Annotated in this window: 7 protein-coding genes; 1 reads left to right on the top strand and 6 read right to left on the bottom strand. The window is 58.9% G+C overall.

Annotation, left to right across the window (positions count from 1 at the left end; translation table 11 throughout):
- Positions 1-22: 22 nt before the first annotated feature.
- The 6 genes from ACZ5AL_RS08395 to ACZ5AL_RS08370 all read right to left on the bottom strand — a co-directional run bounded on the left by ACZ5AL_RS08395 (position 23) and on the right by ACZ5AL_RS08370 (position 10,463).
- Complete coding sequence (locus ACZ5AL_RS08395; protein WP_464509921.1) at positions 23-3,415, bottom strand: Eco57I restriction-modification methylase domain-containing protein; 3,393 nt, start codon at positions 3,413-3,415, stop codon at positions 23-25.
- Positions 3,416-3,493: 78 nt separating this feature from the next.
- The gene (locus ACZ5AL_RS08390; RefSeq protein ID WP_464509920.1) at positions 3,494-4,306 is read right to left on the bottom strand and encodes a hypothetical protein; all 813 of its coding nucleotides are present in this window, start codon (positions 4,304-4,306) and stop codon (positions 3,494-3,496) included.
- Between the two features lie 428 nt (positions 4,307-4,734).
- Positions 4,735-8,175, bottom strand: a complete 3,441-nt coding sequence (gene brxC / locus ACZ5AL_RS08385; protein ID WP_464509919.1) for a BREX system P-loop protein BrxC — start codon at positions 8,173-8,175, stop codon at positions 4,735-4,737.
- Between the two features lie 147 nt (positions 8,176-8,322).
- On the bottom strand, positions 8,323-8,865 hold the full coding sequence (locus ACZ5AL_RS08380; protein ID WP_464509918.1) for a BREX protein BrxB domain-containing protein: 543 nt from the start codon (positions 8,863-8,865) through the stop codon (positions 8,323-8,325).
- Complete coding sequence (locus ACZ5AL_RS08375; protein ID WP_464509917.1) at positions 8,852-9,652, bottom strand: hypothetical protein; 801 nt, start codon at positions 9,650-9,652, stop codon at positions 8,852-8,854. Before ACZ5AL_RS08375 ends, ACZ5AL_RS08380 begins: the two co-directional genes overlap by 14 nt.
- Positions 9,653-9,860: 208 nt before the next feature.
- Positions 9,861-10,463: a metallophosphoesterase family protein gene (locus ACZ5AL_RS08370; protein ID WP_464509916.1), complete on the bottom strand. Its 603-nt coding sequence runs from the start codon at positions 10,461-10,463 to the stop codon at positions 9,861-9,863.
- A gap of 310 nt (positions 10,464-10,773) precedes the next feature.
- On the opposite strand from ACZ5AL_RS08370, the gene ACZ5AL_RS08365 reads away from it, so the two are divergent.
- Positions 10,774-17,103: a T9SS type A sorting domain-containing protein gene (locus ACZ5AL_RS08365; RefSeq protein ID WP_464509915.1), complete on the top strand. Its 6,330-nt coding sequence runs from the start codon at positions 10,774-10,776 to the stop codon at positions 17,101-17,103.
- Positions 17,104-17,240 lie beyond the last annotated feature (137 nt).

Genomic DNA, 17,240 nt, shown 5'->3' with positions numbered 1-17,240 from the left:
GGCATGCGCCGCAGCCGCCTTTTTATTCGGCGCCTTCTGCTTCCGCCCGCACCCGCCGCTTCACATCATTCGTCAGGTGCTCGATCACGGCGCCGTTGTCGTCGCGTAGCTTGTATTCGTTGGGGACGTCTTCGTAGCGGTTGTAGCGCAGCGGGCCCCAGGGGGCGCCCTCGGGGTTTTTGCCGCGGTCTTTGGTGTAGCGGACGGTCGGCTCGTCGCGAAGGATGCCGTCGCGGCCGTCGCCATCGACGAACGGCTTGATGTTCAGCAGCACGCCGTCGTTGAGGTCTGGATTCCAGCCGATGGGCTGTTCGTGGGCGTCTTTCCAGCGGACGAAGATGTCGTGCGGCGGCTCGCCTTCGAGGATGGCTTTGAGTTTGTCTTGCAGGTCTTCGGCGGCCAGGCGCTTGGCCTCGGCACCCTCGTCGCCGCGCTGTTCGGCGGCTTTCTGGCGCTCGATCCAGTCGCCGAGGTAGGTGTAGGTGAGGCGCTCCAGGTTGGCTTTGTCGAGTTTGTGGTAGTTGACCAGCGCGCTGAACCCGTCGCTGTGGGCGTCGCTGATGTGCCAGATGAAGGGGCGGTTGCCGAACAGTTTGTTGTGCTGCTTGGCGAATTTGCCGCCCCACGGCGTGCCTTCACCCGAGAGCCAGGCGGCCAGCCCGCGGTTTTTGTAGCCGTGCTCTTCCAGCAGCTCTTGCAACACGGCGTCGCTCCAGTCTTCGCCCCAGGCGGCGGCGAGCAGGTCGTACAGGCGATCTACGGCTTTGCGCTCGCCCTGGACGGCAGGGATGCACACGATGCCGTCGTCGTCGGTGTGGTTGCTCAGGCTCTCGCAGCGCTCGACCCACGTGCGGGCGTCGTCTGCCAATTCCATTCCCTGTGCTGAACTTGATTCAGTATCTTCATCGCGCTCGGCGGGCCAGCGGTAGCCCAAGAGGCGGGCGACGGCGACTTGCAGCGGACGCTCGCTGGCCTTGGGATGCCCGTGGAAGATCCATTGTGTGGGGTCGTCGCTGTACGGATCGGGGAGGCCGTCGGGATATTTTTCTTCAGCGACTTCCTGCCAGTGGTCAAGGTCGAAGGGAATTTGATCAAACGTAGCTCTTGCGACGCTAACTTTTTGATCAAGAAGCCTAATGTTTTTGTAAAACTTATTTGAGTCAACATAAGACCAAATCGCTGGAAGATGTGCTTTGTTCTTTGCTACAATTGCATATATGCCGTGTGTGAATGGATATCCACTGTACACCGTTGACTTCAGGCTACTCATCGCACTGACTGCAACTCCTTTATTGCCCCATGCTTCTTGTCCTTTTATCCACATGCTAAGATTGCCATCCAGCCTCCTTTCAAGAAATGCGTTTAGTTCATCTCCCCATAGCAAAACATTTTCACGCCCGTCGAAGCCTCCCGAATTAGTAGGGCCAGCTTGCTGAAGCACCCATGGTTTTGAAATGCTATCGAACTCCCAATGCTTTCGCCCAAATCTAGAATAATCTCCAGTGTGAAGTCCTTCGTATGTCTCTGCAAACTGTCCCAGCGAGTTTCCACCGGCTATGTCTTCAAAAAAGATCCTGTGGTCAGGATTTGCACGAAGTCCAGACTGCTTGCGAAATTGCATATTCGCTTGAGTAAGCAGATCCCTCTTATCACGAGGGCCCTCAGCACCTGAGACGTCAATTCCCGTCGTTCTATCCTCTCGTAAGGGTTGTCTCTTTTCAAAGATCGAGAGGGCTACGTTTACTACCTCACCGCTGATGGTATCGAAAGCGCCTGTACCGAGGCGTGCAATGAGTCTCCAAGCTACTTCACCGAGCAGTTCGTTTCTCATCTTCTTGTAGCTAGCTAAAAATAGCCAGTACTGCGTGGTAACAAGGGCTGAAAAGCTTTCCTCAGCGGTCATCGCAAGGCAACGTCTTACAAAAACTGTTGCCAGGTCAGACTTTGCTTTGGAATAACGAGACTTTGAAAAGTCTCTCAGTTTCGGTGATTGTCCTCCCCGCCCCAAGTATGGCACATTCGTCGTTACCAGATCATACCGCCCGGAGAGCATCTCCGCCGCCCGCGCAATGCCGTAGGCCACCACCTCGCGCTCGGTGGTATCCACATCGGCTTCTTCTGCCAGGGCTTCCTTCAGGAGCGGTTCCAGTTCGTCGAACGAGGCGGTGTAGAGATCACTCTCCGGCGCGCCGGGATCGATGAGGCTGCCGAGCGTGGGCGCATCCTGAAACAGCGTGTAGAGGCGGCGCATGCCGTTCTGCAGGCGTTCGTTGTCGCCCGCGAGGGTTTCCCAGTCGTCGAGCGCGCCTTCCGGGGCGAGTCCGCTACAGGCCAGGTTCATCTCGGGGAGGGTGCGGTAGCCCGAGGATCCCTCGAACGTCCACGCCGCCATGGCCAGGGCAAAGGCTGCGATCTGCGTGCAGCGCTCGTCAATCTCCAGCCCGTGCAGGTTGTCGCGCAGCACCGCATCCACCGCGTCTTCGGGCGCCAGGCCCTCTTCGTGCATCCGCATGTGCGCGAGCATCGGCAGCGCCGCCACCAGGAAGTGCCCCGAGCCCATGCAGGGATCCATCACCGTGAGGTCGGCCACCGCATCCGGCCAGCCGTCGAACGTACCCGCCGCCGGGACCTGTTTTCCGGTGTCGTCATCCTCCACGAAGCGGAGGTACTCGAAGTCGACGGCGATATCGGCATCGGCATGGCGGGCGGTCCACCACGCGCCGAGGGTGTTATCCAGCAGAAAGTGAACCATGTACGGCTCGGTAAAGAGCTGCGTAACGGCGGGCAGCTCGTCGGCGCCAATCTTGTTGCCCGAGGCGTTGACCTCGTTTTTGCGCTTGGCCTGCCAGAACTGGTAGACCCAGCCGAGGCTGTCGTCGGCGGTAAAGACGGCGGCGGGCAGGTCTTGCACCATGCGCTGCAGGCGGTTGCGATGCTCGGGGGCCAGGTCGATTTCGAGCACCGGGTCGTTGCTGCGAAAGATCTGCGGCAGCATGTCGGTGGCGTAGCGGGCGGCGAGGGCAAAGCCGTCGCGGGCGTCCTCACCCTCACTTTCGGCCAGTTCCTCCAGGTCCTCCAGCGTAAGCGCCACGCCAAACTCAGGGTGGATGAGGAGGTCGTTCTCGATGAGGTAGCGCGCAAACAGCATCCGGTGCCAGTGCTCGTAGGCGGTTTCCTGGATGAGATGCCAGAGCGTCTGCGTGCTGTTGTCGCGGAGCATGTCGCCAAGCTGACGTCCACGGGCGCGCAGGCGGCGGCGCAGGGCAGCTTGCTTATCGGACAGGTAGTCGGGCTTTTTGGCCTCGCCCACCCCGAGCTGGGTGAGGGCCGCCTTAGCGCCGGTTTCTGCCACGGTGCGGGCGTCTTTGACTGTGGTTTCGAGCTGTTTGCGAAGGTCGGAGGGGAGTGTGGCCATAGAAGGGGGTTGGGGGGTGGAGGCGTAGAATGGGGGCGTTAAGCTGGTTGATTAGACCTGACAGGTCTCCGAGACCTGTCAGGTTTCTGGAGGAGCGGGATCGTCATCTTGAGCAGCGGCATCTACATCGGCAGCAAAATCCTCTTCTGTGTATCCAACATTGTACATGACATTCAGCGTTTTCATGTCTTCATACCGGATGAGAAGGAAATCGCCATGGATGGAGGTGAAGTCATCATCTCCGTCCAGCCCATCAAGCGGAATACGCTGGGCGCTTTGCAGCACGACACTGTCAAGTGCGCCGTTCGCATCAAAGTGGTAGTCTGATAAGATACCGTCATACAGATACATTTTATCTCCAACGGTGACGATTGCAGAGCAGCGAACGCTTTCCACCGTTTGACGGGAGCGTTTCCATATTGTGGAGAACGTAGTGGAACCTCTCGCATCAAACAGACGAGCTTCTCCAGAAAAGAGGTAAAACCACTCATTGTTGAAACGGAGCCACTCGAACCGAATATCCAGCTTTCCCCACCGAACACCAAGATGCGCGATGCCGCCGAGTAGGAATGCGACGATGCTCGTGAGCCCTGCGTATACGAACAGGCTATATACCTGGGCAATGTTTTCTTGACCAATGTCAGATAACGAGCCCGACAGCGCTGCAAGAAGCACTTCACCATCAGGCTGCCAGACATCAAACCAAACGGTCACCGAGATAAACAGCGGATGCAACACGAGTGACCATATAATCCCGGCACCGAACTCGTTACGCAACGGTCCAAGCGTGACCCGACTGGGGTAAAAGAAGCCGCGCCGGTACGCGTAGCTAAGGAGAATGCCCGGCAGTAGGAGAAGAAGGAGAAGAAATGTAGGAAGTGCGATACTCACATTTGCTCAATTAACTATGCAGGGACACGGGGTGTTCGCGGTGTTGATGCCGACAGGTCAATTTCCACGATCTTGTCGCGGCTTGGCTTCCCTGCAGACGAAGGACCGATATACCGAACGGTACCATCCTCTGTCGTAATCTTGACAAAGTTACCCTTCCGAAACTCACGGACAAGCTTGTTTGCCTCATCAGGATACTCCTGAATGATGCGACGCATGAGCGGAGACATTGGAGCACGCATAGCAAAAAGACGGGACAGACCGCCGGTAATTCGGTTGGGTAGTTATAACAATAACTAAAGACGAACAACCTTGTTCGAACGACCCAGGCCGCATCGATTCTGACAGGGAGGTCAGTGGTCTCCTCTGGTTTCTTCTTTGTGTGTATAGACCTGTCAGGTTTTGGTCTTCTGGCGCCCGTTGCCATATCACACTTGCACGGGATGCTCCTGGACTTCTTCAAGGAGGCGCGCGCGGGCATTCTCGATCCAGGCTTCGACATCATCTTCGGTCTTGAGCACCTCAGAGTCAAGGCGCACGCGCACCGTGTCGGGTTCGAGGTGTTGGGCGGCTTTGGCACGGGCCGTGTCGAAGCGTCCGGGCAGCGCGTCGAGGCGCGCCCGCCAGTTGTCGAGCGACATACGGCCAAGCGAGCGGAGCACCGCCTCGGTGTTGCCCGTTTCGATATCAGGCACTTCGGCCAGCGCATGGGTCTGCAGGATATGCGTTTGCGTATCGTCGTCGAGTTGTGTCCACACCTCCGTCGCCTCCAGCGTGTCACGGTGCTCGTTGTACGCGTCCTCATAGCGCGACCGGAGGTCAACCAGCGCATCCCGCAGAGCAGCGGTCATGGTAGACAGCGGCGCCTGCACCGGATTATCGGGATTCAGCAGCGAGCGGCTGTCTTTAATGGCCTGCATTTCGCGCTGCACGGAGGCCGTTGTGTCCAGGGTATCACCAAAGCGCACCGCACGCTTCAGTTGCTGCCATTGCTCCTGACGAGACGGCTTCCGGTTTTTCATGGACTGCCAGGCGTTCAGGTCGTCTTGGATCTGATCCTTGTGCTTAAAGAACGCAGCCAGTTTCTCATTGCCCGAACTGCGCTGGATCGTGTTTAGATACTCAAGGTTAGGGGCCTTGGGAAGCGGAGCATCGCCACTGATGCGGCGCACGATACCCTCCATGCTGTCTATAAACCGAGTTATAGCCGGAAGCTCTTCGCCCGGTGACACATCTATAAAGCTGTCGAGAATGCCCCGAATCTGGATCCGCTCCGATCGCGAAATTTGCACGGTTTCGGCTCGGAACTGCGTGGCCCCGATGCTACGCTGGGTCAGATCGGTTGCGTCGAGATCCTCACCCGCCCGGCGCGCACGCACATGATTGGTCAGAGTAAGCAGCACAAGCGCGGTATCAACGGCGTCTTGGGGCCAGCCATACGGAGCGGTTGTGTACGTATCTCGGACGGTTTTCCCTTTCGTGATAGAGTTCACGTTTTTCAGGATAGCATCACACACCGAATGCTTTTCGGGGTTGTCGTTGAAGTCGACCGCCTCCAGCGCACTCTTGTCGCCATCGAGGGCCCGTCTGAGCGCTCGGCCCCACCCTGCGTGATCGGCGGTGTCAAACTTGGGATACATGCGCTCCAGGGCATTAGAGGCGGCCTTTTCAACGGCCCCAGCCACCGTATCTTCTACGTACTCTTGCCCTCCTGCCAGAAAGACGCGGGCTCCGCCTGTAATTTCATTGAGCGCAGCTTCTTTGCGCTGCTGAGCCGACTCCAACCGCGTGCGCATGGCCTGTTGGGCCTCTTTGCCGGCCCGTGTGGTGGTACGCCCTTTTACGTCGAGCGTAGTTTGGGCAGCTTTCTCTTCTGCGATCGCTTTATCGAGCGCATCAGCACTTCGTTTAGGCAAGAATACGTAAATGAGTGCCTTGTCATGTCCTGCCTTCCGGGCGTCGTCTTCTACCGAAGAGAGCGTAGTGGCCCATTCGTCGCGCACCCAGGCCGGAATTGTGTCTTGGGCCGCTTCCGGTTCGCTCCGTGAAAAGTGCACGCTGACGGCACGTCGTTCGTTAGCGCTGCCGTGCTTGACCTTGGCAACATCATTTAACGCCTGCTGCGCGGCCTGCCGCAGTGCTTGCGAGCGTTCGGAGGCCATCTGCTCGCGCTGTTTGGTGATTTCGGTATAGTGGCCCCGATACTCGTTCATCCACTCCTGGCTCTCTCGCGTCTGCATGCGGTACTCCCCGTCCACTTCCATCAGCAGCCCCTGGGCCTCCAGGTCCTTGAGCCGTTCTTCAATGCGCGTGCGAAGCGGACCGCTTCCCTGCCCCAGGTCTTCCACGAGAAGGTCTGCAAACGTCTCCGGCGTAGCACGCAGCCCCGTATCCGACGTGCCCTCTCGCGGCAGTTTTCCGATTAGGAAAGCCAGAGCACTGAGGCGGGCCCCCAGTTCATCCTCTTCCTCGTCGCGCAGCCTCTCAATTCGAGCATCGATGTCGTTCGACAGCACGCCAGACTGTAAGAAGTTCGAGCGCTGCTCCAGATAGATAAAGTCGCCTCCCACCACGGTACCGAGCTCCTCATCGGCGGTCTGCTTAACGGCTTCGTCGACCACCTTCAGCTGCGTTCGGAGTTGGCTTTGCGTACCCGCTTCGTCGACGGCACGGAGCACACGCTCCCAGAAGCGGCGCCGTGTAGGCAAAAGCGGGTAGTCGTTGACGATGTGTTTTTTGTCTTCCGGCTTGGCTGCGAAGTCAGTATCCGACAGGTGACGGGAGATCTCGCCGCTGTTTCGGGTCAGTGTCGTCTCGACCTCTTCACGAGCCGATGCCTTTTTCTTCAGGACGGTTTTCCGCGTGACGGTTTCCACCTCGGCATCGGAAAGCGCGATCTGAATGCGGTACCGTCCCGTCAGCTTTTCCAACTCTGGAGTCCCATTCAGAGAGGTTTGCCCGGTGGCAACGAACATCAGCTTACCCTTGAACTCCGATGTGCAAGCTTGCGTCACTTCTTGCACCTTGTAGGTGCGGTCGGAATCGCTCCCGATGAACTGCTGAATTTCGTCCAGTGCAACGAGCGTGCAGGGAATGCCGCCATACTGCTGCTCCAACGCATCCCGAATCGACTGGGTCATGTCGTCAAGCGAGACATCCTTTACCGGCGGATGGTCATTCTTGAGCAACTGGTGAACGTCGGACGCACTGTCTCCAAGTGAAGGCTTGAGTTGAAGTAGCCCCTCAGCAATGGGCGTCGACTTTGCAAGATTACGGAGCTCGTATGACCAGTCTTTCTCGCTTTCGGATTCTACAAATCTGCGCAGGTCTTCGTAGATGCCTTCCTGCCGCGTCCACAGCACGAATTCCGCGAGGGCATACTTCTCCGGGAGCCCCAGTGAGCGATAAATAATGCTGAGAAGCGCAAGACGTACACTTCCCCGCTTACTCGACCCCAGCGTGCCCGACGCGGAGTGCAGTCCGTTCAATCGGCGGCCGTGCGTAGAGAGCTCTTTGAGCAGGCTGTCAACCTTCGGCGGCAAGTTGGCCAGGCCGCGGGCCGTGGCGCCATCCGGGAATTCGTAATCGACCCACAGGTACCGCAGCATCTTAACGAGGTGCGACTTTCCACTCCCAAAGAAGCCGCTGACCCAAGCCGCCGGCTGCTCCGGCTGGCTGAGATTGTCCAAATAGCTGCGGAGAAGACGCACCATCCCCTTCTCAAATTGCCCTTCGCAGATGAAGGTCTGAAGCTCAAAACGAAGCGTACGCAGTTCCTCTTTGCTATGCGAGTCTCGCACTTTAGCGACCCCGTTGTTCAAGAGATGGAATTGCTTCGGGTCGTTTTCGTAGATGTCACGGTTTATCATAGAATGAAACGGGATTGGAGAAGCAGAGAAATAAAGTGTAGGGCACGGAGTAGCGAGAGGCTTTTCGAGCTCCGCTTGGAGAGCTATAATGAGAGTGCTCTTGGAACCGGACATCTCATGACCGGGGCAGAAGGGTCAATTTAAAAATCAGCTCGGCTCCGGCTTAATCGGCATAGCCAGGTAGTCCCATCCGTCGCGGGCATCAAGCAGACGGTAGGTGTTGTTGTGGTGCCGACCCGGAAAAAAGACCGCCAGTCGCCCGTCGATTTCATCGTTTACGGCGTCGAGGATCTCCGAAACGTACGTAAGTCCGAAAAGCGTTCCGATTCCTGTAACCGCAACGACGGTCTGTTCATCCGTCTCTTGGAGCACAGCCTGTATAGATGATGCCACTTCACGCGTGAAGTCTTCCAGGCTCCACTCAAGGTCGCTGGGGTCCTCGAAGTAGGCATCGCGGTACGGATGCTCGGCCATCCACGTAGGAAATGCAGCCGTGACGTCGACGCGCTTCCAAGCATGCCCGGCTTGGTTCGTAGCTAACTTGAACTCTCCGATACGAGCCCGCATTTCGCGTTCGTACGACGGCTCATACACCACAAACCATACTTTCTGAGCACCTGCAAGGCGCTGTTTCCAGGGCAGATCAACAGTTTTCCGGTACTGAGTAAGTAGATCATCAACTTTGCTCACGGATACGCTCGGCTTCTTCGGAGATCAGAATAGGGGAAAAGTCTACTTCGATAATACCACCAGCATTGCGATAGGTGAGGAGTCCTCGTCGTGATGCATGGCGGGCATACTCATGGACTTCGTACTCAGGAGCGGCAAGCGCCTCAACCCACAAGGTATCGAAGAGAAGCTGCCCCCGCAACCCCGCCATGTATCCAAGCAGTAAGGCATACGCAGTCGTTGTTGCCGTGCAGGTAGGGCGCTGCCGAATTTTGTTGGAGCGTCCCTTCAAGTGACCCGACTGCGTCCACGACGACGCGCTCATCTGCGTGATTTTCTGAACGCTTGTTGCGTTAAAGCGCTCTCCTTCGACTTCTTTGATCGTTTCCGAAAGTTTGTCCTTATCAAGGGTATCTCCAAGGTCCATGCTAAGAATAGAGGGAGCGGTAGTACGAAGAATAGGGTCCCGCGCCAGTGCCAGCAGCAGAGCAAGCAAGGGGCGACCCTCATCTGACTCCCCCCATAAGGCCCGGAACGTCCGAAAGAGCGGAATCGATGGATCCAGTCCATACAACTGCGACAGCCGCTGGACGACATAGTGCCGGGTCGACGCCGTTTTCTTGGCCAACACATTCTCCTCTTCAGCAGCCGCCCGATATGCAGCATTTGGAGCGTCGGCAGGAAGATGTTGAAGCAACGTGGTGAGGTCTTTCAATGTGAGCGTCCGGCTGTTATGAACGCCTTTGTTTCCTGTTCGAAACCCAAGCGCCTCGGGGAGAGCGGCAGTCTGCGGAAATAGTCGGGGCATGGAGTAACAGAGCGAGGGAATGTTTTGCCGGATAGCGAACATCAGGTAGGCACGGGGCATCCTCCGTGCTGATCCCTATAACACGTGGATACCGATTAAACCCAACAAGTGATGCGTCCGAGTCGACATCAAAGAGATTGCCCCATTGCACTCTGTTGGGGACCTTTGACCTCTACGTGCAGCACTAAAGCCGATCGGTGACAACATCCTACACCGCCCGCACATGCCCCTCGGGGCCCGCGTTTAGCACGGGCGTGTCCCCAATGTGCTCTTCGGTGTTCCAGCTTCCGTGGATGTGCCCGCACACCACCAGGCGTGGCGTGGTGCGTCGGATCGAATCGCGCAGGGCCGTGCTGCCGAGTGAGCGTCCGCGAGAGTCGCGGTCGGCAGCGCCTTTCGGAGGGGAGTGCGACACCAGCACTGCGTTGTCCGGACAATCAGCCAGCAGAGCCGTGGCCTGCTGTTCGGTAAAATCCCAACTCCATGCACCGAAGGGCGTCACCGGAATGCCGCCGCCGATGCCATAGAACGGAACGCCCTGCAGCGTCACGCCGCTGCCATGCAATACGTGGGCCGCCTCCCAATTGGCACACGCTTGCTGTAGTTCCTCCACGCTTTCCGCGTTGCCGGGCACGAGCACCGTGGGCGTATCGATCTCCGAAAGAATGCCGATGGTGCGATCGAGCCCGCGCCGCATATCGCAGAAATCGCCAGCGCCCACAACAATGTCTACCTCCGACGCACGGGCTACGAGACGGCGGGCTGCGCTACGGTCGCTATGGATGTCGCTTACACAGAGCAGGTCGGGCATACGTCAGGAACGTCGTGAGAGGGATACGAAACGGGGGGCGCGGACACAAGCTGTATCCAACAAACAACGCGCAGTTCGGGACCGGAGCGCCAGCTGTGTTTAGAGACGACTTCTTCACAGAAGCACAAAAAACACCTGTTTTACCTGCTTGAGACAGAAATTGACACAAATAGACAAGGGATTGAGACGAATAGACAAGCGGATGACATCCAAAAGCAGTATATAGAAGAGCCTTCTACGCTCTACCGTCTGCGCCAGTGGATGAGTCGGGCCGATTGCTGTCCTACGATCTACGTGTGCTGAACCGATTATGTCTCCTTGCTACTGCACCCCCTCCACCAGCTCCCGTTCTATTTATCTGCGCCTTTTCGCTGCTGCCGCGCTCGCGCTCTTTGTTCTCTTAGGGGCTACTCTTGGCACAGCTGGTACGATTCACGCACAGACGGTCTACCATGTCACGGAGACCGGCGACGCGAGCAACGACGGCTCCTCGTTTGCCAACGGCGATGCGCTCTCCTTGCAAGGCGCGCTAAGCAATGCCACGGGAAGCGACGTCATCGTGATTGCGGCGGGCACCTATACGCCCAGCGCCCGCCTCGATGCCAGCAATCCCCGCACCGCTACGTTCGAAGTCACCGGCGCGCAGGACGGTCTGAAGATCTACGGCGGCTGGAGCGGAAGCGAAACGTTTAGCGATGTGTCAGAGGTGGAGAACGCGCTGGACGGTCGTGAACTGAAGACCAACGAGACCATCCTCTCTGGCGATCTTAACAATAGTGGCACAGCCAACGGCAATGCCTACCATGTGCTTGTGTTCAACGGGGGCGAAGGAATTGGCGCTGACGCTGCTGATGGTATAACCGAGTCCACTCTGCTGGATGGCGTGACCGTAACCGGCGGCAACGCCAACGGGTCTTCTGCTAACGGTAATGGCCGCGGAGGTGGGCTGTACTGTGATGGTGAACGTAACATCTGTAGTCCCACGCTTACCAACGCTCATTTTATTAACAACACTGCCGATGAACGCGGCGGCGGGATCTATAATAATGGTCTCTTTGGTGCGAGTAACCCAGGCATTGCCAGCACAGTCTTCACAGGTAACTCCGCAGGATCTGGCGGCGCAATCTTCAACAGCGGTCTCAACGGTATAAGCAGCCCGCAAGTCACCGGTTCAGTTTTTAGCGGCAACACTGCCAGTGACAGCGGCGGTGCCATCTTCAATTGGGCACTTAGTAGCGGCACGAGCAATCCAGAAATCACAAACAGCGTCTTCACCGAGAACTCTGCAGACGAAGGGGGCGCGGTGTTTAACAGTGGAGATGGCGGTGTGAGTAGCCCGCGCATTACAAACACAACCTTCATTGGCAACACCGCCGAGATGGACGGCGGTGCACTCTATAACAGTGGGTTCAGTGGCACGAGCACCCCTGAAGTCACCAACACCATTCTTTGGGGCAACACCGCCCTGGGGGATGGCGCCGAGATTTACAACAGCAATGCCACGCCTACGCTTGCACACACGCTCATTGAGGGCGGCGTTAACGGGTTGGGCGTTAGTGGTGATGACAACGACGACAGCGGGAATAACCTCGACGCCGATCCACTCTTTGCAGATGCAAGCGATCCAGCGGGAAGCGATGGTGCCTTCGGCACTGAGGATGACGGACTCCGTTTGGAGTTCGGCTCTCCCGCGCTCAACGCAGGCGACAACAGCGCCCTGCCTACGGGCATCGACACCGATCTGCTGGGCGAAGACCGCATCCAGAACGGCACCGTGAGCCTCGGCGCGTATGAGCGCGATGCTTCGTACTCCGGTCCGATCTACTACGTGAATGCAAGCGCTGCAGCCGGCGAAAACGACGGCTCGTCGTTCGACGACGCGTTTACGGATCTACAGGATGCACTCAACCGCGCCACGGGGAACGATGTGATTGTGATTGCCACCGGGCGCTATCTGCCAACTGATGACGAATCCGACCGCGACGCACGCTTTGAGATCAGCGGCGCGCAGGACGGACTCAAGATCTATGGCGGATGGAGCGGCGATGAGTCGTTTTCAGATATCGACGATGTGGAGGATCAACGGTCCAATCGGGGGCAGGAAGAAAATCTCACAGTGCTCTCTGGAGACATCGAAGGTAACGACGACACCAACGCCCAGGGGATCACCGAAGAGGCCGACGACATCAACGGCGCAAATAGCAAAACGGTGGTGTACCTTGATGGTACGACGGGCGGGAATATCACAACCGATACCGTGCTCGACGGGCTCGTGATTACCGGAGGACAAGCCAGTGGTGGCAGCGGTGCCGAAGCTTCACGCGGCGGTGGTGCATTTTGTAACGGCGGTGACAGCGGAAACGAATGTAGCCCCGTGATATCCAATATCCGCTTTATTGGCAACACTGCTTCTGGTAATGGGGGCGCGATCTACAACAATGGTTCCTTTGGCGGAACGAGCAACCCGCAGATCACGAATGCCACCTTCACTGGCAACAGTGCAAGCGGCAGTAACACAAGAAATAGAGGCGGCGCGATTTTCAACATTGGCGAATTGGGAGGAGAGAGCAGCCCGCAGATCACAAATGCCACTTTCACCGGCAACTCCGCAGACCGCGGTGGGGCGATCTACAACAACGGCTCCGATGGCACGAGCAGCCCACAGATTACGAATAGCATCCTGTGGGGGAATGACGCCAATGATGGCAACGAGATCTACAACAGAGAAGCCACGCCCATCCTCGCGCACACGCTCATCGAGGGTGGATGCGGAAGCATTACAAATGCATCATGCGATGGGACCAACATCGCCGCCGACCCGGACTTTGTGGATGCAGATAACCCGGCGGGAAGCGATGGCGTCTTCGGCACTGAGGATGACGGACTCCGTTTGGAGTTCGCCTCACCCGCGCTCAACGCAGGGGACAACAGCGCCCTGCCCACAGGTATCGACACCGACCTGTTGGGCGAAGACCGCATCCAAGAAGGCACCGTGAGCCTCGGCGCGTATGAGCGTAGTCTTTCTGCAGCGGAGCTTACCCTTCGCGCCTCATCTGGCACTGTATCCAACACCGTGACGCTGGAAAATACAGGGCGATTAGGCGTCACAGGGGCGGCGGTTGCTCTCGGGCTTCCTTCCAGTACCACGGTCGTAGAAGCGACGGGCGATGGCACCGTCAGCGATGGCACCTGGACGGTAGATGTGTCTTCAGAGGGCACCGCCACTGTGCGCGTCACCTACGAGCGCGATGCCTCCGCCGACCCCGGCCTGCTCGATCTGACCGCCACGCTCGACACCGATAGCTACTCGATTGAGGGCGGCGGCACCGATGTCACCGATCCGAGCGACACTACATCCGATTGGGCCCTGCTCGAAGCGCCTTACGGCTCGGGCACCGCCCTCGCCTTCGACGGCACCAATGACGGGGCCACAGCCGAAGCCCATCCTGACCTCTCCGGCAACGCGCCGTGGACAATCGCCTTCTGGGCGAAAGTCGATGGCAGCGCCTCGGGCGCGGATCGGCAGGGCTGGTACCTCTGGAAAGGCCCGGAATCGCAGTCGGAGAATCGCCTGCTCGGCATTGCGGTCACGGATCAATCCATTGAGGTCGCCCACTGGGCCAATGACAACACGTACGCCGCGGACGTGGCGTTTGACACGTGGCAGCACGTGGCCGTGACCTACAACGGTAACAGTGTCCAGCAGGTCTACCTCGACGGCGTACTGCAAGACGAGCGTACGGACGTAGGCACGCTCAACGTCAACAACGACGCGTGGTCTTTCGCGCAGCGGAGGGGCGGCAGCGAACGCCTTCCGGTAGCACTCGACGAGCTGCGGATGTGGACGGAGGCGCGCACCGAAGCCGACATTCAGGCGACGATGCACCAGACCATCCCAACTGATACGCCGGAGTTGGTCGCTTCGTATCGCTTCGATGCCGCACAGGCGGATCAGCGCTTCGACGCAGATCACGATGGCCCCACCGCGTACGACCTGACCGGCGGACGCAACGCCACATTTGAAGGCGATCCGCAGTGGGTTGCCAGCGGCGCGCCGCTCGGGCAGGAAAGTGTCGTGGTCGCTCCGGAAACCGAAGGAACCATCGGAACCGATGGGCAAGCCCTCACCGCGACCGTAACGAGCACCACCGAGCGCTTCACCCTCTACCGCTATGGCGACGCCACCGCCGATGTGTTCGACGGAGACGCCTTGCCACAAGGAGAAACTGAGCGGACGAATCTCGTGTGGGGCGCGGTGCCGGGCAACATCGACCCCAGCAACACGGCGACGGCGGATCTGACCCTTAGTTATAGCGATGTGACCGTGCCCAACCCCAGCACGGTGGGCCTCGCGGAGCGTCCGGGTCCGGCGCAGCCGTGGAGCAACCGTGATGAAGCGCCCTCGGGCGAGACATTCACGCTTGACGGCCAGACCGCCCCCCAAGAGGTTGCGCTCTACGATAACGCCCCCAGCATCCTGTACGTGGATGCTTCGGCCTCGGGCGAAGACACCGGCTCCTCATGGAGCGATGCCTACCCCGACCTGGAAGATGCGCTGAGCACAGCCTTCAGCGGCGACGTGATTCTCATTGCAGCAGGCACCTACCTGCCCAGCCGCGAGCTCTCTGCTGGCAGTGCCCGCTCGGCCACGTTTGAGGTGACCGGCGAACAGGACGGACTCAAAATCTACGGGGGGTGGAGCGGAAGCGAAACGTTCAGCGACGTGTCGGAGGTGGAAGACGCGCTGGACAGCCGCAACCTATCCGCTAACGCAACCATCCTCTCCGGCAACCTCAACGACGACGAAAATGATGACTCCGGCAACGCCTACCACGTCCTCGTCTTTAACGGGGGCGGTGCGATTGGCGCAGATATAAACGCAAACATCACGACCGAGACAGTGCTGGATGGGGTTACCGTCAGCGGCGGTCGAGCGAGCGAACTCACCGCTCAAACAGGCGCGGGTGGCGGGCTTTACTGCGACGGTCAGGGCACCGGCAACGCGTGTAGCCCGGCGCTTACTGAGATCACCTTCACCAGCAACTCTGCAATCATCGCTGGTGGGGCGATCTTCAACTATGGCTCCGATGGTGGCACAAGCAGCCCACAGATTACGAATGTTGTCTTCGTCAGTAACACGTCAGAAAACCACGGCGGGGCGATCTACAACTTTGGCAGCAGTGGGACAAGCAGCCCGGTGATTACAAACGCGACCTTCACCGGCAACACCACAGACGAGGGCGGGACGATCTACAACGACGGCAGAAATGGCGGCACGAGCAGCCCGCAAATTACGAACACGATCCTGTGGGGGAATGACGCCAACGACGATGGCACCGAGATCTACAACAGAGACGCCACGCCCACCCTCGCGCACACGCTCATCGAGGGCGGCCTCGCGGGCATCAGCGAAAATGACGGCTCGTCGACGACCGACGGCGGAAACAACCTCGACGCCGATCCGCTCTTCGCCGATGCCGACGCCGGCGATGTACGCCTCACTGCCGGCTCCCCCGCGATTGCGCGCGGCACGTTCGCACCGTTCGCATCCGGTGGCGTCGCGGACGGCATCACAACTGACATTGCGGGCGATAACCGCCTCTTCGGCGCTAAGCCGGACCTGGGCGCCTTCACGTTTAACGACATCGCAACCACAGACAACGACATCGCCGACGCCGCTGGGCTGCTTGGCTACCTGGAGCCAACCGGCTTCGACGGGCTCGTGCTGCTGCGCGAAAACAGCGCGGCCAATGGCGGGCTTGCTTTCGACCGCACGGGCGAGGCCCCCAATGATCCGAGCGGCGAGTTGCCTGATAACGTCGCGCCGTTTACGTGGACGGTCACATCCGGGCTCGACACCGCTCCCAGCTACGACCTTCTGCTCTCTACCGAAGATCTGGGCGGTATCGAGGACTTCGAGACGCTCACGCTCTACAAATCCGACGACGGACAGACGTGGGACGACGTCACGGCTCTGGGCGGCACGCTGGTGCTGGATGACGACCGCGACCTGGTGGCGGTGCAAGACCTGACCGGCTTCAGCCAGTTTGCCATTGGAAGCAGCGACCCCAGCAATCCGCTGCCGGTGGAGCTGGCCGGATTCGAAGCGCAGCACGCCGGCACCGAATCGGTAACGCTGCAATGGCAGACCCTCTCCGAAACCAACAACGCCGGGTTCGAGGTGCAGCGCGTTGCTGATGGGTCATGGCAGACCCTCGCCACCCTCGACGGGGCGGGCACCACCGACGAACCGCAGTCCTACCGGTTCGAGGATGCGCACCTACCGTACGCAGCAGACAGCCTAAGCTACCGCCTGCGCCAGATTGATACCGACGGCACCGCCTCCTTCAGTGAGTCAGTGACGATTGCGCGGCAGGTGGCCCAGGCCGAGCTGCTCCCCACGTATCCGAACCCGGCGCGTAGCCAGGCCACCATCCGCTTTGCAGTGCCGGGGCGGCAGGCCGTACGCATCGACCTGTACGACCTCCTGGGCCGACGGGTGCAAACGGTGGTGCACACCGATGCGAAGGGCCGCACGGAAGCCCAACTCGATGTGAGTCGTCTGTCGAGCGGCACGTATTTCTTGCGCATGCAAACAAGCGGCCACACCGAAACGCAGCGAGTGACGGTGGTGCGGTAGATATGCTGCCATCCCCTACAAGTCAGAGCATGTCCTGTGGATGAAGTCCAACTGCTTCATCCAAGGCTGCTGACTCTTCTTTTCTATACTCTTTGATGTGAATATCATGCCGACTCGTTACTGGAACACGCCCTCTC

It is taken from the genome of Natronotalea proteinilytica (assembly GCF_055379935.1).
Note: the sequence above shows the minus strand (reverse complement) of the source record. Positions and strands in the feature narration are given on the sequence as shown.